The 15,736-nt window shown below is 62.0% G+C and carries 19 protein-coding genes; 9 read left to right on the plus strand and 10 right to left on the minus strand.

The window, feature by feature from the left end; translation table 11 throughout:
* The 3 genes from DXY04_RS12650 to DXY04_RS08245 form a co-directional block, all read right to left on the minus strand.
* On the minus strand, positions 1-88 hold an 88-nt coding region (locus DXY04_RS12650; protein ID WP_136975398.1), incomplete at its 3' end, for a GTP-binding protein.
* A 19-nt stretch (positions 89-107) separates the two neighbouring features.
* Complete coding sequence (locus tag DXY04_RS08240) at positions 108-398, minus strand: 4a-hydroxytetrahydrobiopterin dehydratase (RefSeq protein ID WP_115161708.1); 291 nt, start codon at positions 396-398, stop codon at positions 108-110.
* Between the two features lie 42 nt (positions 399-440).
* Positions 441-1,058, minus strand: a complete 618-nt coding sequence (locus DXY04_RS08245) for a secondary thiamine-phosphate synthase enzyme YjbQ (protein ID WP_115161709.1) — start codon at positions 1,056-1,058, stop codon at positions 441-443.
* 52 nt (positions 1,059-1,110) lie between these two features.
* Between DXY04_RS08245 and DXY04_RS08250 the strand changes: the two genes are divergently transcribed.
* The 4 genes from DXY04_RS08250 (at position 1,111) to DXY04_RS08265 (ending at position 4,642) form a co-directional block, all read left to right on the plus strand.
* A complete protein-coding gene (locus DXY04_RS08250) occupies positions 1,111-1,518 on the plus strand; it encodes a thiol-disulfide oxidoreductase DCC family protein (protein WP_114987985.1) in 408 nt (135 codons plus the stop codon).
* A gap of 199 nt (positions 1,519-1,717) precedes the next feature.
* On the plus strand, positions 1,718-3,226 hold the full coding sequence (locus tag DXY04_RS08255; protein WP_115162188.1) for a carboxypeptidase M32: 1,509 nt from the start codon (positions 1,718-1,720) through the stop codon (positions 3,224-3,226).
* A gap of 62 nt (positions 3,227-3,288) precedes the next feature.
* Complete coding sequence (locus DXY04_RS08260) at positions 3,289-3,876, plus strand: inorganic diphosphatase (protein WP_114987983.1); 588 nt, start codon at positions 3,289-3,291, stop codon at positions 3,874-3,876.
* 262 nt (positions 3,877-4,138) lie between these two features.
* On the plus strand, positions 4,139-4,642 hold the full coding sequence (locus DXY04_RS08265; RefSeq protein WP_244278629.1) for a L,D-transpeptidase: 504 nt from the start codon (positions 4,139-4,141) through the stop codon (positions 4,640-4,642).
* Here the strand turns inward: DXY04_RS08265 and hemC are convergent, their stop codons facing one another.
* The gene (hemC, locus tag DXY04_RS08270; protein ID WP_115161711.1) at positions 4,643-5,596 is read right to left on the minus strand and encodes a hydroxymethylbilane synthase; all 954 of its coding nucleotides are present in this window, start codon (positions 5,594-5,596) and stop codon (positions 4,643-4,645) included.
* A 137-nt stretch (positions 5,597-5,733) separates the two neighbouring features.
* On the opposite strand from hemC, the gene DXY04_RS08275 reads away from it, so the two are divergent.
* Positions 5,734-6,201 carry a hypothetical protein gene (locus tag DXY04_RS08275; protein ID WP_115161712.1) on the plus strand — a complete coding sequence of 156 codons (468 nt, stop codon included), beginning with the start codon at positions 5,734-5,736 and terminating at the stop codon, positions 6,199-6,201.
* Between the two features lie 193 nt (positions 6,202-6,394).
* Here DXY04_RS08275 and rpoD read toward each other — a convergent pair whose 3' ends face one another.
* On the minus strand, positions 6,395-7,771 hold the full coding sequence (rpoD, locus tag DXY04_RS08280) for an RNA polymerase sigma factor RpoD (RefSeq protein WP_115161713.1): 1,377 nt from the start codon (positions 7,769-7,771) through the stop codon (positions 6,395-6,397).
* 305 nt (positions 7,772-8,076) lie between these two features.
* Here rpoD and priA point away from each other — a divergent pair, with 305 nt between their 5' ends.
* Positions 8,077-10,326 (plus strand): primosomal protein N', encoded by a 2,250-nt coding sequence (gene priA, locus DXY04_RS08285; protein ID WP_115161714.1) that lies wholly within the window; start codon positions 8,077-8,079, stop codon positions 10,324-10,326.
* Here priA and DXY04_RS08290 read toward each other — a convergent pair whose 3' ends face one another.
* Genes DXY04_RS08290 through DXY04_RS08300 form a run of 3 tightly spaced genes read right to left on the minus strand, consistent with a single transcriptional unit; the run spans position 10,327 to position 12,821 of the window.
* Positions 10,327-11,391: a DUF3153 domain-containing protein gene (locus tag DXY04_RS08290; protein WP_115161715.1), complete on the minus strand. Its 1,065-nt coding sequence runs from the start codon at positions 11,389-11,391 to the stop codon at positions 10,327-10,329.
* 2 nt (positions 11,392-11,393) lie between these two features.
* Positions 11,394-12,275, minus strand: coding sequence for an acetylglutamate kinase (gene argB / locus DXY04_RS08295; protein WP_115161716.1), 882 nt, complete (start codon positions 12,273-12,275; stop codon positions 11,394-11,396).
* Between the two features lie 3 nt (positions 12,276-12,278).
* Complete coding sequence (locus DXY04_RS08300) at positions 12,279-12,821, minus strand: DUF2854 domain-containing protein (protein WP_115132127.1); 543 nt, start codon at positions 12,819-12,821, stop codon at positions 12,279-12,281.
* A gap of 69 nt (positions 12,822-12,890) precedes the next feature.
* Between DXY04_RS08300 and DXY04_RS08305 the strand changes: the two genes are divergently transcribed.
* Positions 12,891-13,079: a hypothetical protein gene (locus DXY04_RS08305; protein WP_115132126.1), complete on the plus strand. Its 189-nt coding sequence runs from the start codon at positions 12,891-12,893 to the stop codon at positions 13,077-13,079.
* A 29-nt stretch (positions 13,080-13,108) separates the two neighbouring features.
* Here DXY04_RS08305 and DXY04_RS08310 read toward each other — a convergent pair whose 3' ends face one another.
* On the minus strand, positions 13,109-13,567 hold the full coding sequence (locus DXY04_RS08310; protein WP_025362150.1) for a single-stranded DNA-binding protein: 459 nt from the start codon (positions 13,565-13,567) through the stop codon (positions 13,109-13,111).
* Between the two features lie 29 nt (positions 13,568-13,596).
* Here DXY04_RS08310 and DXY04_RS08315 point away from each other — a divergent pair, with 29 nt between their 5' ends.
* Together DXY04_RS08315 and cutA are read left to right on the plus strand one after the other, a co-directional pair.
* On the plus strand, positions 13,597-14,388 hold the full coding sequence (locus tag DXY04_RS08315; protein ID WP_115162189.1) for a precorrin-6A/cobalt-precorrin-6A reductase: 792 nt from the start codon (positions 13,597-13,599) through the stop codon (positions 14,386-14,388).
* On the plus strand, positions 14,381-14,725 hold the full coding sequence (gene cutA, locus DXY04_RS08320; RefSeq protein WP_115161717.1) for a divalent-cation tolerance protein CutA: 345 nt from the start codon (positions 14,381-14,383) through the stop codon (positions 14,723-14,725). Before DXY04_RS08315 ends, cutA begins: the two co-directional genes overlap by 8 nt.
* Here cutA and DXY04_RS08325 read toward each other — a convergent pair.
* Positions 14,694-15,707 carry an adenosine kinase gene (locus DXY04_RS08325; RefSeq protein ID WP_115161718.1) on the minus strand — a complete coding sequence of 338 codons (1,014 nt, stop codon included), beginning with the start codon at positions 15,705-15,707 and terminating at the stop codon, positions 14,694-14,696. The genes cutA and DXY04_RS08325 overlap by 32 nt on opposite strands.
* Positions 15,708-15,736: the final 29 nt, after the last annotated feature.

Genomic DNA, 15,736 nt, shown 5'->3' on the forward strand with positions numbered 1-15,736 from the left:
TGTGATTCAGCAGCGTGGTTTTTCCCGCTCCGAGGAAGCCGCTGAGAATGGTGACCGGGACGCCGGGACTGGCTGGTGCGGTGGTCATGCGCAAGGACCCACTCGACTCATGCTGGCAGCAGAGCGTCAATGGCGCTGGCCAGCTCCACATCCAGGCTGCTGAGGCCGCCGAGATCATGGGTGGTCAGGTCGATTGAAACGCGGTTGTAGACGTTGCTCCAGTTCGGATGGTGATTTTTGGATTCGGCCAGCAAGGCCACCTGTGCCATGAATCCAAAGGCCTCCACGAAGCTGTTGAACTGCAGATCGCGGTGCAGCCTGTCTCCGTTCACAACCCAATTGGGCAGGGTTGTGCTGAGTGCCGACTTCTGGGCGGCATCGAGAGGTTCAACTGGCATGGAAGCCCTGAATCACCTCTCCATCGTGGCTGGAGCCGGTTATCAGTCGCTCAGGTCATGCAATCGATCAATCATCAGATCGGTGTCGGTATCGATGCCGTCGTCGGTTTCCCAGGCGTTGGGGTTGTGTCGGGCCTGAATGGCTTGATTGATCCGTTCGCCATTGCGCAGGCTCAACAGGGTTTGCGGCGTGGCTGAAGTGTTCTGCGTGGTGCTTTGCGGTGTGGGGCGGCTGGAGGATTCACCGAATAGGTGGCAGGCGATCGTTCTGGTGTGAGCAGCGCTGCGGTGCTCCCAGAGGTAAACGGCTTGCCAGGTGCCCAGCAGCAGTTGCCCCCTGCTGACGCTCAGGTTCAGGGTTTGGCTGGTGAGCGCAGTTCGGATGTGGGCCGGCATGTCATCAGCTCCTTCGTCGTCATGGAGATAACGGCGGTGTTCTGGGACGGCATCGGCCATCCATGCATCCAGGTCCTGCAGCACCCGTGGATCGGCGTTCTCGTTGATGGTGAGGCTGGCGCTGGTGTGCAGGCAGGTGAGATGCAGAACGCCCTGGTCCAGACCCGTGCTGCGGATCCAAGTGTTCATCCGCCCGTCCAGTCGGGTGAATCCTCGTCCCGGGGTTGCCACTGTCATCTGATGCAGGATCTGCTGCACGCCCACCGCTCTCCAGCGTTCTTTCCTTACTTTGCGTGCTGCAGCACCGTCTGAGTCCATGGCCAGCCCATCTGCCCCCGATTTGACCCTGCTGTTTGACGGAGGTTGTCCGTTGTGTGTGCGCGAAGTTCGCTTTCTGCAGCAGCGTGACCGTCAGGCCCGGCTGGCTTTTGTCGACATTGACGCCTCTGATTACGACGCAGCGGCCCATGCCGGCATCAGTTACCGGGTGGCCATGGGCCGCATTCATGCCATCACAGGCTCCGGGGAGGTGCTGCGGGATGTGGCCGTCTTCCGTGAGGCGTATCGCCTGATTGGTCTGGGGTGGCTTTACGCACCGACCCGCTGGCCTTTGATCGGCAGCGTGGTCGATTGGGTCTATGGGATTTGGGCCGCCCGGCGGCTTCAGATCACCGGGCGCGCCGACCTTGAGACCCTGTGCCAAGGCCGCTGTGAGCTGAACTGACCCGTTCCTATCGAACGGTCTGCGGTTGTCGGTAGATCAGCTTGAGCGGCCAGAGAGCCATGGGCAGGGCGATACCCAGGGCCAGCTGCAGCATCAATCGGCGCATGGGTCCAGAACGTCTGAACCGCTTCACCATGGCCTGCATCGCTGCTTCGATGCCACTCCAGGTGTCGTTAGGATGATGGGAATGGGGGGCGAGATGGCTTCTGCCGCAACGGCTTGGGGGCAGCTGGGCGCCCATCTGAGAGAGACGCAGCTGCTCGGCTCGATTCAGAGCACCCTGTATTGGGACCAGAACACCCGCATGCCTTCTGCCGGGGCGTCCTGGCGAGGTGAGCAGCTCACGCTGCTGGCGACCCAGCTTCATGCTCGTCAGAGCTCTGCTGCCTATGCGGAACTGCTGGCCGCAGCGCGTCAGCATTGGAATTCCGCTGAGCGATGCCCTGAGCAGGGCCGCAATCTGGATCTGCTGGAACAGGACCTGCAGCGGCAGCAGTCCCTCGATCCAGCCCTCGTCGCCGCCTTGGCCAAGGCCAAGGCCGAGGGTTACAACCGGTGGCAGCAGGCTAGATCGGCCTCTGATTTCAGCCTCTTCGCACCGGCGCTTCAGACCCTGATTGATTTGCGTCAGGAGCAGGCCAAACAGCTGGATGAGCCGCGCTCCTGTTGGGAGACCCTGGCGCAACCCTTCGAACCGGATCTGCGTCTGGAGCGTCTCGAGGCCTTGTTTGCTCCGCTGCGACAACGGTTGCCGCAATTGGTTGCTCAGGCATCCACCCGGCCACGCCCACGATCAGCGGACTGGGATCTCGAGGAGTCCAGCCAGCAAAATCTCTGTGATGAGCTGCTCGGTGCCTGGGGCCGCAATCCCGCCATCACCTGCATGGCACGTTCGCCTCACCCCTTCTCGATCACGTTGGGACCGGCGGATTACCGCATCACCACGCGTGTGGTGCCTGGCCAGCCCTTGTCGTGCTTCCTGGCTACGGCCCATGAATGGGGCCATTCCCTCTATGAACAGGGGTTGCCGGACCAGAGCCACCAATGGTTCGCCTGGCCTCTGGGACAGGCCACCTCGATGGCGGTGCATGAAAGTCAGTCGCTGTTCTGGGAGAACCGTGTTGCCCGGAGCCGTCCGTTCGCAGAGCAGTGGTGGAAGCGTTTTGCGCAGGTGGGGGCTCCCTTCAGCGGAACCCAGGATATGTGGCAGGCGATGAATCCGATGGCGCCTGGTTTGAACCGGGTGGAGGCTGATGAACTCAGCTATGGCTTGCACATCCTGATCCGCACGGATCTCGAGATTGCTCTGCTGGAGCAGGGTTTGGCGGTGAACGATCTCCCAGACGAATGGAACCGGCGCTATCAGGAACTCCTGGGGGTGCGGCCGATGAACGATGCCGAGGGATGCCTTCAAGATGTGCACTGGAGTGAAGGCCTGTTTGGCTATTTCCCCTCGTATCTGTTGGGGCACTTGATCAGTGCACAGTTGAGCGAAGCGATGGCGGAGGCCATCGGGTCTCCGGAGGAGCATGTGGAGCGCGGCGATGTCACGCCCTTGCTGGCTTGGCTGCGTGAGCACGTTCACCCGCTCGGACGCAGTGTGAATGCCGATCAACTGGTGGAAAGGGTCACCGGTCGGCCCCTGAGCACCGACGCCTTCCTCGACTATCTGGAGAACAAGCTTGATCGGCTTCAACCGGCCTCCTAGCCGCGTGCAACTTGACGGGCTGAGGCGGCCCGTAGGATGCGCCGCGCTGTCCATCGCCGTTTATGGCCAACCTCGATCAGGCACCCAGCCGCAGCATGCCCAACCTGCTGCACGTGCTGCCGGCCTTCGCTGATGAAGCTGAACTTCGTCTCAACACGATCGTGGAGCTCAACTCCAACACGATCAACAAGTACGAGCTGATCACCGAAACCGGCCATCTCAAGCTGGACCGCGTTGGTTACTCCTCGCTGGCTTATCCCTTCGCCTACGGATGCATTCCCCGCACCTGGGATGAAGATGGCGATCCCCTCGACATCGAAATCGTTGGTGTCACCGAGCCCCTGATTCCCGGTTCGATTGTGGAAGCCCGCATCATCGGCGTGATGACCTTCGACGATGGTGGTGAAGTCGACGACAAGGTGATCGCTGTGCTTGCCGACGACAAGCGCATGGATCACATCAAGAGCTGGGAAGATCTCGGTGAGCACTGGAAGAAAGAGACCACCTACTACTGGGAGCACTACAAGGATCTGAAGAAGCCTGGCACCTGCTCGGTGAACGGTTTCTTCGGCACTGAAAAGGCCGTTGAGATCATCAAGAGCTGCGAGGCTCGCTACATGGCTGAGATTGATCCCAAGTTGGTCGACTGAACGCGTCGGCGATCGACTGCTGATCAGGCGGGGGACACTCCCCCGCCTTTTTCATGGCTCAGCGTCCGGCTCAGCAGCATCGAAGATCCTTTGATTGGGATGGACACCTCTCGTGAGATAACAGAGCTGAAGGAGGACGAAGTCGGCTCTTTGATCTCGACTATGAGACCAAAGAGATTCTGAAGAGTTCAGCTCCAAGAATGCTGCTGCTGTTTTTCTCGCAGCAATGAATACGTTGAGACCAGTGGGTCTTGTGCGTCTCATGAAGTGGTCATTGATGCCGGCGCTGTTGGCTGGCCTGTTGGCTGGGTCTGTTGCTCCATGCCTTGCTGCTGAACCTGTTGAGCTGGCATTGCGGCAACCCGCTCATGCGTCGCGCATCGTGCTTGACCTCAGCAAGCGACAGATCACCCTCATGCGGGGCGAGCAGCAGCTTGGGGCCTGGCCTGTGGCGATCGGAGATCCCAAAACCCCCACTCCAAAAGGGGAATTCGCCATCCTCAACAAGAAGGTCAATCCGATCTATGTGACCCATAAGTCGGGTCAGCGGCGGGAGCTTCGCGGACCCAGCAGCCCGATTGGTGATCGCTACATGGCTTTTCACCGCAATGGCCGAGGCGAGTTTGGGATCCATGGAACGGCGTGGCCGCACTGGGTTCAGATTCGCGCTGCCGTCAGCCTGGGCTGCGTGCGCATGCTCAACAGCCACATCCGGCAGCTGTTTGATGCTGTGGACGTGGGAACGCGTCTGGAAATTCGCAGTTGATCAGGCTTCCGGGCGGACGGTGTCGAAGATCTCTTTGAGGATCTCGCCAGCACCCTGACCTTTGAGGGTGTTGGCTAGAGCGATGCCGATGGCTTCGGGGTCGCTTGCTGCGCCACTGGCCTGGTCGCGGATCAGGCGTTTGCCATCAAGGCTGGCCACCATCCCGGTGAGGATCAGTTGATCACCTTCGAAGCGGGTGTTCACGCCGATGGGCACCTGGCAGCCACCTTCCAGTTCCCGCAGGAAAGCGCGTTCGGCCAGGCAGCGCTGGGATGTGGGGGTGTGCTCCAGCACTTTGATCGCCTCAAGCACTTCGGGCTTGCCCTCCACGCATTCAATCCCCAGGGCGCCCTGACCAACGGCGTGCAGAGAGATGTCGCCGGGGATCAGCTGGTGGATCCGATCGCCGAAGCCAAGCCGGCCCAGGCCTGCCGCAGCCAGGATCAGACAGTCGTAATCGCCGCTGTCCAATTTTTCCAGGCGGGTGATCACGTTCCCCCGGACGTCCTTGAAGATCAGGTGGGGGTAGTGGTGACGCAGTTGAGCCAGGCGGCGCAGGGAACTCGTGCCCACCACAGAGCCTTCGGGAAGGGTGTCGAGTTTGTAAACCTGGTTCTTGGTGTTCACCACCAGGGCATCGGCCGGGTCTTCTCGTTCGGTGATGCAGCCGAGCATCAGCCCCTCAGGAAGGTTGGTGGGCAGGTCTTTCAGGGAATGGACGGCGATGTCCGCACGGTCCACCAGCATCTGGGCTTCCAGTTCCTTGGTGAACAGGCCTTTGTCGCCGATTTTGGCCAGGGCGACGTCCAGGATCTTGTCGCCCTGGGTGGCCATGGCTTCCACCGTGATCTTCAGGCCGGGATGGGCCTTCTCCAGTTCCGCTTTCACCCAGTTGGTTTGCACCATGGCCAGCTGGCTGCGTCGTGAGGCGATGCGCAGTTCGGTGAGGGCCATGGAAAGGGCGAATCAGCCGCCCAGCCTACGCTTTTGGCCTTGGATTCTTTGGTTCGCCTTCACGAGTTTGTGAAGCTTCGAAAGGGAAGATCTCTTTATGAAGAACGCTTAACATTTGCGGGCGTTGCAGCACAGTCATGCCCGGACCCGTCGTCAATGGCGTTCGTCAGGCCGGAGCAATTGGCTCTGTTGCCCCCGACTCGCAAGAGCAGGAGGCCATGCTCCCCTTGGTGGCTGAGGGTTCCATCCGTCTGATCCTGTTGTGCAGTGGCGATGTGCTGATGGCGCGGCTGCGCCACACCACCGATCGCGATGGAGATCACGCGTATCAACTGCTGCGGCCCCGTCTGGTGCGTTCAGCCGCAGATGCCTCACACGATGCTCAGCCCAGTTGGCTGCTTCAGCCTTACCTGGAGGGGCTGACGTCGCAGCACAATCTGGTGCTGTTCAAGGGGGCGGTTGCTTCCGTGCTTGAACCGGATGCTCGCCTGCTCCAGGCCTATGCACTCGAAACTCGCCAGGAGTGTCCTTTGGAGGAAACTCCGGTGGAGCGCCTGAAGCGTGCTTTTCAGGAATTCATGGAGACCTTCGATGCAAACCCGTGAACCTTTCGCACGGTCTCTTTCTATTTATTAAAGGAAAACCCCCAGTCATGGACTGGGGTTTGATCTCTTCCGTGTGAGGAGGGCGTCTCAATTCCCTCAAGCACTCTTATAGGAGCCCTCTGCTCCATTCAGCTAGGGGGAATGTACTTATGTATTACTCCCGTGACCGTTTGATCACGGGGGTAATGCGGGCTTACTTGATGTATTCCTTGAGTACCCCATTGCGGTTGGGGTGGCGCAATTTGCGCAGGGCCTTGGCTACGATCTGACGGATCCGTTCACGGGTCACATCAAAAATCTGACCAATTTCCTCGAGGGTCTTCATCCGCCCGTCGTCCAGGCCATAGCGCAGGCGCAGCACATCGCGCTCGCGGGGGCTGAGGGTGGCCAACACACCTTCCAGGTCTTCACGAAGCAGGTTCTTGGCAACGTCCTGCTCGGGATTCTCGATGTCGGCTTCGATGAAATCACCCAGGCGGGAATCCTCTTCCTTGCCGATGGGGGTCTCCAGGGAGATCGGCAGCTGGGCGCTCTTGGCGATGAAGCGCAGTTTTTCGATGGTCATTTCCATCGATTCCGCGATTTCCTCTTCCGTTGGCTTGCGGCCGAATTCCTGGGAGAGAACCTTGGTGGTCTTCTTGATCCTGGAGATCGTTTCGTAGAGGTGCACCGGCAGGCGGATGGTGCGGCTCTGATCGGCGATGGCGCGTGTGATGGCCTGGCGAATCCACCAGGTGGCATAGGTGGAGAACTTGTAGCCCTTTTCGTGGTCGAACTTCTCGGCTGCACGAATCAGGCCAAGGCTTCCTTCCTGAATCAGGTCTTGGAAGCTCAGGCCCCGATTCATGTACTTCTTGGCAATCGAGACCACCAGGCGCAAGTTGGATTGCACCATCTTTTCCTTGGCCCGTCGGCCCAGCATCAAGCGCCGGCGGAAGCGGATGAGCGGCATTTCCACCAAGGCCGCCCACTCTTTGTTGTCGGGTTCCCGGCCGTTGTCGCTTTCAAATTGAGCGGCCAGTTCCTCGAGATAGAGAAGATCGGCAATTTTGCGGGCCAGTTCGATCTCTTCGTCGGGACGCAGCAGGCGGATCCGACCAATTTCCTGGAGATAAACCCGGATGGAGTCTTCGGTGTAGACGCCTTTGGGGCCGATCTTGATGCTGGCCAGGGCTTTGGCCTTGGCTTCCTTCTCAGCAGCTGCGGTTTTGGCTTTCTCCTCGGCGGTTGGCTTCGCTGCCGCTGCCTTGGCTGTTGAAGATTTAGTCGTGGTCTTCTTGGCGGTGGCTGCCTTCTTGGTTGTGGTGGCCTTTTTCGTTGTGGTTTTGGCCTTGGTGGTTTTCGCTGCAGCCTTTTTGGTGGTTCCCGAGGCCTTGGCTTGATCTGCAGCGGCGAGCAGTTCGTCGGCTGCGGCGCTCAGGTCCTTGGCGCTCGCCTTGCTGGTTCGTCGGCGTGCAGGGGTTTTCTTGGCCTCTTTGTCGGAACTCTTGTCGACTTCCTTCACCTTGCCGTCAGCATTGGCCAGAAGAACGATGTCCGGCTTGGCAGCTTTGGTGGCAGCAGGGGTCATGGTGTTAGTCGAAGTCGGATAGAGGGGAGATGCAACAGCGGCAACAGCGCACCAACGGCAATGGCCGGAACCTGGAACTTCCGTTCAAACGAAAGAGAACGACACAGCTGACGCTGAGACGGAGTTCATGGGCTGATGGTGGTGTCCGCGAGTCGACGAAACGCTTGGACTGATTGTGTCTGTGCTGTCCGGGGTGGTCTCAGACCGGTCAAAGTGGCAAGGAACAAGACCTTGACTTCAGACTCTGTGTCTTCCCTCTGGATCGAGCGCAGGGTTGGCAGAAACTGTCCAACCTGTCCACGTTAATGAAGTCTTCCGAAGTTTGCAAGGTCCTGTCGCATTCGCGGCGATGCGTTGAGGTCTGGCTGGAGGCTGGGCGGGAAGGACGCTCCTTCAGTTACGCCGCAGATCCCAGCATGGGATTGATGCCGGGAGATCTGGTGCGGGTGCGCCTCCGGGGTCGAGCCATGCATGGATTGGTGGTGGCGGAGCGGGAGTGGGCTGAGCAGGATCCTCAGGAGCTGCAACCGGTGGAATCGCTCCTGCAGCGAGCTGCTGTCGATTCGGATTGGTACAGCTGGCTTGAGCGGGTGGCGGACCGTTGCCATCTCAGTGTCTTCCGCACCTTGAAGGCGGCTTTGCCGTCGGGCTGGATTGGTCAGGCCGGCCAGCGTTCCCTGGCCGGCGGGCGTCAGATGTGGTGGATTCAGGCCCGGGTCCCCCCTGATGCAGCGAACCCACCCACCCCTCGCCAGCGGGAGCTTCTGGCTTGGTTGGAGTGCCAGGGCGATGGTGCTTGGCAACGGGACCTGGTGGCCAGTGGGTTTGGGGCGCAATTGCTGCCGCCGCTGATCCAGCAGGGCTACCTGGTGCGTGAGCAGCGTCGTTGTGAGGACAAGGGCTCCTCAGCTGGTTCTGGCCCCCAGGAGCTTCCCCAGGCCTTGACGGCTGAGCAGCAGGACGTGGTGAAGGCCTACCAACAGCTGTCTCCGGGGAGAGGGCTGCTGCTCTGGGGAATCACCGGCTCCGGCAAGACCGAGGTGTACCTCCAGCTGGCTGCCCAGGAGCTGGAGCGGGGCCGGCACGTGCTGCTGCTCACCCCCGAGATCGGATTGATTCCCCAACTCGTTGACCGTTGCCGCAAACGCTTCGGCTCGCGCGTTGTGGAGTACCACAGCGGTTGTGGTGACGCCGAACGGGTTCGAACCTGGCGCCGCTGTCTTGCTGCCGAACAGCCGTTGGTGGTGGTGGGAACCCGCTCCGCGGTGTTCGTGCCGTTGAAGCCGCTGGGGCTGGTCGTTCTGGATGAGGAGCACGACAGCTCTTACAAGCAAGACGCACCCATGCCTTGCTATCACGCCCGGGACCTGGCTTTGGACCGGGTTGTGATGCAACAGGCACGGCTTGTGCTGGGCAGCGCCACGCCGTCGCTCGAGAGCTGGATTCAATCGGGCTCGGATGGTGCCTTGACATTGGTGCGCCTGACCCAGCGGATTTCCCGGCAGTCCCTACCGCCTGTGCATGTGATCGACATGCGCCATGAGTTGGCCGAAGGACACAAGCGTCTGGTCAGTCGCGCCTTGATGGATCGTCTTGCGGCGCTGCCGGAGCAGGGCGAACAGGCCGTGGTTTTGGTGCCTCGTCGGGGATATAGCCCCTTTTTGAGCTGTCGCAGTTGCGGCGAGGTGGTGATGTGCCCCCACTGCGATGTGGCGCTCACCGTTCACCGCAGCAAGGCCGGGCGTCAGTGGCTGCGTTGCCACTGGTGTGACCATCGTGAAGAGCTGGAGAACCGTTGCAGTCACTGTGGTTCCACGGCCTTCAAGCCGTTTGGGGCCGGGACGCAGAAGGTGTTGGAACTGCTCTCTCAGGAGCTCGAAGGCCTTCGTTTGCTCCGCTTTGACCGCGATTCCACCGGGGGGCGGGATGGCCATCGACGCCTGTTGGACCGTTTCGCTGCTGGAGAAGCCGACGTCTTGATCGGTACGCAGATGCTGGCCAAGGGCATGGATCTGCCGCGGGTCACCCTGGCGGCGGTGCTCGCGGCGGATGGGCTTCTGCACCGCCCCGATCTCCGCGCAGGAGAGCAGGCCCTGCAGTTGCTGTTGCAGTTGGCGGGCCGTGCCGGGCGAGGTGAGCGACCGGGGCAGGTGTTGGTGCAGACCTACACCCCAGAGCACCCGGTGATTCGACACCTGGTGGATGGTCGCTATGAAGCGTTCCTCTCCCAGGAGGTGGCCCTCCGCAAGGAGGCGGGTCTGGTGCCCTTCAGTCGTGCCTGTTTGCTCCGCCTGTCTGGAGATTCCCCCAGCAAAACAGCAACGGCGGCAGCGGTGCTGGCGGAGCGGATCCGGCCGATTTGTCAGCTCCAGAATTGGTGGTTGTTGGGTCCTGCTCCGGCACCTGTGGCCCGGGTTGCTGGCCGAAGCCGATGGCAGCTGTTGCTGCACGGTCCGGCGGGCTCCCCGCTTCCGCTGCCTCCGGGACAGGCCCTCTGGGATGGCTTGCCCAAGGGTGTGGCGCTCACTGTGGATCCCGACCCGCAGCAGCTTTGATCAGGAGGGCAGTTCAGGGAAGCCAAAGCCCAGCTTCCGACGCACCACCTGCAGCACCATGCTGCTGATCAGCAGCATCAGGATCACCACTCCCCCCAGGCCAAGCGGATTCCAGCGCCAGCCCTGCCAGCTGACTTCGGTGGTGGTGCCGGTAACAGCCGTGCGCTCCACCTGCCCGTGGTTCAGGCTCAGATGAACGTCGAGCCCGGGGATCTCGGGCAGATCGCTGAGGTCCACCATCAGCTGCACGTGCTGCTGCACCCCCAGCAGCCAGTTGCGTTCTTCGAGCTTGAGCGTCGGTGGCGGGACTGAGACTCCAGCCGCGCGACCAGCCACGGCAACCACGGCCGCCATCTGTTGCGCCAGCTCGTGCGACGAGGCAACACGGCTGCTGATCTGTTGGCGTCCTGGGCCTGTTTGTTCGATCTTCAGCCCGGGCACTTCCCGTTGCAGGTCTCTCTCGAATTGCTCCTGCCAGGGCAGCGGGCGTTGCTGGGTGCTCCGCACGTCCCAGGTGAGGGCCAGTCGATCCGGGCCGCGAAGGTCGAGATCAGCCTCGATTCGGACGCAACCACTCAGCAACAGCGTGATCCCCAGCAGAACCGCCATCACCAGCACGGCGAAACCCGCCGCCGGTGAACGCGTCGGCCCCGTCGGTGGTGGTGGCGGGGGCGGGGGTTCGGGACGCCGCGACCGCCGCCGCCGCATGGTGGAGGTCTGCCCGCTGCCGGAGCCATTCAGCTCCAGTTGCGGCATGCGCATCGACCAGCGTTCCGGACGATCCAGGCTTGGGGCTTCAAGAACCCCGAGCAGTTGTTTGGCCTGCTGGCGCAACTTGGGATCGCGGCAGCGACTCAGCAGCCTGCAGGTGGCGATGGCTTTCTCGTCCTGCCCCTGGCCCATCCAGGCGGTGATCATCAGGAGCCGAAGGCCCGGCCCCTCCGGGCTGTTGAGCGGGTGTTGCTCCGCCAGGGGCAGAAGCAGCTCCAGGCCCTGGCCGTAGTCCCCGCGCTCCAGGGCTGCCTCCGCTTCAGAGAGGTCCAGTGCTGCGTCCTGCTCGCTCACCCCTAGCCGCGTCCCACCACCATGGTGCCGATGCCGGCGTCGGTGAAGACTTCGAGCAGGAGGGCATGGGGAACCCGGCCATCAATGATGTGGGCGGCTGACACGCCCTGGGCCAGGGCGCGGATGCAACATTCCGTTTTGGGCGTCATGCCCCCTGCGACCACGCCGTCCTCGATCAGCTGTCGCGCCTCTGAGAGGCGCAGTTTGCGGATCAGCGAGTCGGGGTCATCGCGATCTTCAAGGATGCCGGGGGTGTCGGTCAGCAGGATCAGTTTTTCGGCTTCTAGGGCCGCCGCCAGCTCTCCCGCCACCGTGTCGGCATTGATGTTGTGGGCTCGCCCGTCATCGGGGGTTGCGGCAACGCTGGAAATGACGGGCACATAACCCTTCTCCAGCAGCGGTTCGAGCACATCGGGATTGACGCGGGCAACATCCCCCACCAGCCCATGGCTGCCATTCCCCCAGGGGCGTGCCTCCACAAGACTTCCGTCACTTCCGCTCAAACCAACCGCACGGGTGCCGAGCTGATTGAGGCCATTCACGATCTGCTTGTTGACGCGGCCCACCAGCACCATCTCCACCACGTCCATGGTGTCGGCGTCAGTGACGCGCAATCCGTCGCGGAATTCGGCGGGGATTTCCAGACGTTGAAGCCACTGGTTGATTTCGGGCCCGCCCCCATGCACCACCACAGGTTGGACGCCGACGCAGGCCAGCAGAGCCAGGTCGCGAAAGACAGCCGCCCGCAGCTCGGCATGGGCCATGGCGGCCCCGCCGTACTTGATCACGATGCGCCGACCGGCGAAGTGCTGGATGTAGGGGAGGGCTTCGCTGAGCACCGACACCCTGAGGGCGTCATCGTTGTTCTGGGTGGATTGGGCCATGGCTTAGGCCTCACCCGCTGGCAGCAGAACAACGTCCAGCCGTTGTTCATCCAGTTCCTTGAGTTCCGCTCGCATCCCCTTGGCGAAGAAACGCCCCAGCCGCTCCTGCCGCTCTTGCCAGCGTTCGAGGGGAACGGCTCCCAGCAGGAAACGCATCCGTAGGCCATAGCCGCTGTCGGAATGCAGCTCTTCGATCTCTTCCAACTGCGGTGGGGTGTCTTCATCCCAGAGTTTGAGTGCTTCCAGCGACGACTCCAGGTGGGCCTTCTGGCCGTAGCGCCAGCGCGTCACATCGCCGAGCAATTTGCCCAGTTCTGGGGCTGCAGCTTCGCGTTCCTTTTGAAACGTCTTCACCGGTGTCACCCGGATGGCGGGTGGCAGCTCCGACGATTTCAGGGCCAGCCCCCCCAACAAGATCGGGATTCCGTAGAAAATCGTGGGCAGGCTGAGGTTGGCGCTTCCGGTGGCGTAAGCGGTGGCACCAACCACGGTCAGCACGCCTCCGGCGATGGTGACGAGGCTGCCGGGGGAGAAGAAATCCTTCATGAAGGCCTTGGCTTGATCGTCATTTTGACCTCTAGGCCATCAGGATGGAGATCCACTACCCCGAGCCAGATGCCAGATCCATCGTCGACCGGGATCGATGATCTGCTCCAGCAGCTCGACCGTGATCGCAGCTGGTTGCTGCAGCAGATCGATGGGGGCCGCTGGCCCGAGCTGCGGCTGGATCTTGCCGCCCTTGAACGGGAGCTCGGGCAACTGATCACCCGAGCTTCAGAGCTGCAGGACGAAGCGGGCCGTTAAGCGGCAACGACCCGTGATTGTCCTCTGATTCAGAAGGGGATGTCGTCGGTGTCGGGCACCAGGGGCGCCGCATTCCAGCTGGCCGGTTCGGGCTCTTTTGCCACCTTGGTCGGTGCAGCAGCGGGGGCCTGGCGGCTGGGGGCCGGGGCTGAGGGGTTGCCGGAAGGAGCTGCACCCGTGGCTGCCGCGCCGATCGGATGAAGCCGAGCCAGGGTGAATTCAGCCCGTTTTTCCTTCATGCCATCGCCCCGGGGCATGGTGTTCATCCGCAGCCGGCCTTCGATCAGCAGCCGCTGCCCGGTCTGCACACGGTTCTGCAGTTCCTGGGCCAGGTTGCCCCAGCCCACCACTTTCAATTCACCTGGCGGATCACCCTCCCGAAGGGGGTCAAAGCGCACGGCCATCTCCGCAATGGGAGTCTGGTTGTCCTGGGTGTATCGAACCGTCGGTGCGTCGATCACCTCCACTTCGAGCACGCAATGGTTCATGGCTTGAGCTGGTGTCGGCGCACATCCTGATGCAAGGCCCCGCGAATGACCAGCGTCGTGTCCTGCTGCTGGCTGGAACCGGTGATGGGCCGCGCTTGTTGAAGGAGCTCTCCCGCCGCCATTGGCGTGTGAGCGTGAGTGTGGTGACGGCAACTGCAGCGAAGGCCTACGCGGGATTGCCGGTGGAGCGCATCTCAATTGGTGCTCTGCAGGGCGTTGGTGGGATCAAGGCAGCTCTGCATCAGGCCGGCCCTTTCCGTTGGGTGGTGGATGCCACGCATCCCTTTGCGGCTCGAATCAGCCATGACCTGGTCACGGCCTGTGCAGATCTCGGCCAACCGCTGCTGCGTTATGAGCGTCGCCTTGAACCGCTGGGAGCGGCCTCTCTCCTGGCTAATGCCGATGCATTGGCGGCCCAACCGCTGCAGGGCCAACGCCTGCTGCTGGCCATTGGAGGCCGTCATCTTCCGGCCTTGACTGCTGCTGTGTGCCGCGCTGGAGCCATCCCCTATGGCCGTGCGCTTCCATCCCCCGATGGATTGCGCGCCGCCTTGCGGGCAGGTCTGCCCCCGGATCACCTGGCCGTGGTGCGCCCTCTGCAAGGGGAGGTGCCGGGGGCGATCGAGCGGTCTCTTTGCCGTCGCTGGGGCATTGGCGTGGTGCTCTGCCGCCAGTCCGGTGGTGTGACGGAACAGCTCTGGCATCAACTCACCAAAGATCTGGGGCTGAGATTGCTGCTGTTGCGGCGTCCCTCCCCCCCCGACGGGATGGAATGCGTCGAGGATGTCAGCAGCCTGATGGATCGGCTTGAGCGTGATTGAAGCGAGTGGGTTCGTGCTGGCCCTCACCACGGAAGCGAACGCTGAGCGCGCCAAACAGCTGGCAGAGGCCTTGCTGGAGCGCCATCTCGTGGCCTGTGTGTCCATCCACCCCGTTCAGTCGTTCTATCGCTGGGAGGGCTCGCTGCAGGCGTCCCATGAGGTCCAACTGCTGATGAAGACCTCAGCTCAGCATGTGGACGCGCTGCGCTTGGCCGTCTCCGAGCTGCACAGCTACGACACCCCCGAGTGGTTGTGCTGGCCGGTGACGGCATCACCGGCCTATGGGGCCTGGGCCATCGCTGAGCTCAGTTCAGATGCGTCTCCGCCAGCTGCTTGAGGGAGACCTGGGAGCGAGCCCCCAGTTGGGTCACAATCTGGCCGGCGCAGAGGGCTCCGAGCTCACCACAGCGCTCCAGTGACTCGCCATGGGTGAAGCCATGCAGAAATCCCCCGGCATAGAGGTCGCCTGCTCCCGTGGTGTCCACCAGATCTCCCAGGCCGAAGATGCCGATATCCCAGCGCTGGTCTCCACTCAGCACTACGGACCCCTGGGCACCACAGGTGATCGCAATCACTGAGCAGCAGCCGCGCACCCGCTCGAGGGCCTGGTCGAAATCGTCGGTCTCGTAGAGCGACTGAATTTCAATGTCATTGGCGAACAGCACATCGACGTGGCCATTCACCAGCTCGAGAAAACTCGCTCTGTGCCGATCCACACAGAAGCCGTCTGAAAGAGAAAGAGCCACCTTCCCGCCTGCTTTACGGCAGGCTTCGGCTGCGGCGATGAAGGCCCGTTTGGCGGCTGGACTGTCCCAGAGGTAGCCCTCCAGGTAAAGCACCTTGGCCTGTTTGACCATGGAGAGGTCGAGATCCTCGGGCTCCAGTTGGGTGGACGCCCCCAGGAAGGTGCACATGGTGCGCTCGGCATCGGGCGTGACGTAAATCAGGCAGCGCGCCGTTGTGGCTCCACTGGTGGCTGCTGGGGTCTCAAAGCGTGCCCCAACGGCCCTGATGTCATGGCTGAAAATGCTGCCGAGCTGGTCATCCCGGACGCGGCCGATGAAACCAGCGCGTCCGCCGAGCTGCGCGATGCCCACCATCGTGTTGGCGACCGATCCACCGGAGGTCTCGAGGCCCGTTCCACTGGCCTTGTAGAGAGCTTCGGCCTGTTGTTCATCGATCAGCGCCATGCCCCCTTTCTGGAGGCCGTGTTCAGCGATGAAACCGTCGTCCGTCTGCACCAGAACGTCAACGATGGCGTTGCCGATGCCAACGACATCGAGACTGCAGTCGCTGGGGAAACGGGTCTCTGATGACATCGGGGCGTGGAAAGCAGCCCCGAAGTATG

The sequence above is a fragment of the Synechococcus sp. UW86 genome, from assembly GCF_900474085.1.
Classification (GTDB): domain Bacteria; phylum Cyanobacteriota; class Cyanobacteriia; order PCC-6307; family Cyanobiaceae; genus Parasynechococcus.

Coding starts and splice junctions, on each gene's coding strand:
- DXY04_RS08240 (WP_115161708.1), bottom strand. CDS start 398: ATGCCAGTTGAACCTCTCGATGCCGCCCAGAAGTCGGCACTCAGCACA.
- DXY04_RS08250 (WP_114987985.1), top strand. CDS start 1,111: ATGGCCAGCCCATCTGCCCCCGATTTGACCCTGCTGTTTGACGGAGGT.
- DXY04_RS08255 (WP_115162188.1), top strand. CDS start 1,718: ATGGCTTCTGCCGCAACGGCTTGGGGGCAGCTGGGCGCCCATCTGAGA.
- DXY04_RS08260 (WP_114987983.1), top strand. CDS start 3,289: ATGGCCAACCTCGATCAGGCACCCAGCCGCAGCATGCCCAACCTGCTG.
- DXY04_RS08265 (WP_244278629.1), top strand. CDS start 4,139: ATGAAGTGGTCATTGATGCCGGCGCTGTTGGCTGGCCTGTTGGCTGGG.
- hemC (WP_115161711.1), bottom strand. CDS start 5,596: ATGGCCCTCACCGAACTGCGCATCGCCTCACGACGCAGCCAGCTGGCC.
- DXY04_RS08275 (WP_115161712.1), top strand. CDS start 5,734: ATGCCCGGACCCGTCGTCAATGGCGTTCGTCAGGCCGGAGCAATTGGC.
- rpoD (WP_115161713.1), bottom strand. CDS start 7,771: ATGACCCCTGCTGCCACCAAAGCTGCCAAGCCGGACATCGTTCTTCTG.
- priA (WP_115161714.1), top strand. CDS start 8,077: ATGAAGTCTTCCGAAGTTTGCAAGGTCCTGTCGCATTCGCGGCGATGC.
- argB (WP_115161716.1), bottom strand. CDS start 12,275: ATGGCCCAATCCACCCAGAACAACGATGACGCCCTCAGGGTGTCGGTG.
- DXY04_RS08300 (WP_115132127.1), bottom strand. CDS start 12,821: ATGAAGGATTTCTTCTCCCCCGGCAGCCTCGTCACCATCGCCGGAGGC.
- DXY04_RS08305 (WP_115132126.1), top strand. CDS start 12,891: ATGCCAGATCCATCGTCGACCGGGATCGATGATCTGCTCCAGCAGCTC.
- DXY04_RS08310 (WP_025362150.1), bottom strand. CDS start 13,567: ATGAACCATTGCGTGCTCGAAGTGGAGGTGATCGACGCACCGACGGTT.
- DXY04_RS08315 (WP_115162189.1), top strand. CDS start 13,597: ATGCAAGGCCCCGCGAATGACCAGCGTCGTGTCCTGCTGCTGGCTGGA.
- DXY04_RS08325 (WP_115161718.1), bottom strand. CDS start 15,707: ATGTCATCAGAGACCCGTTTCCCCAGCGACTGCAGTCTCGATGTCGTT.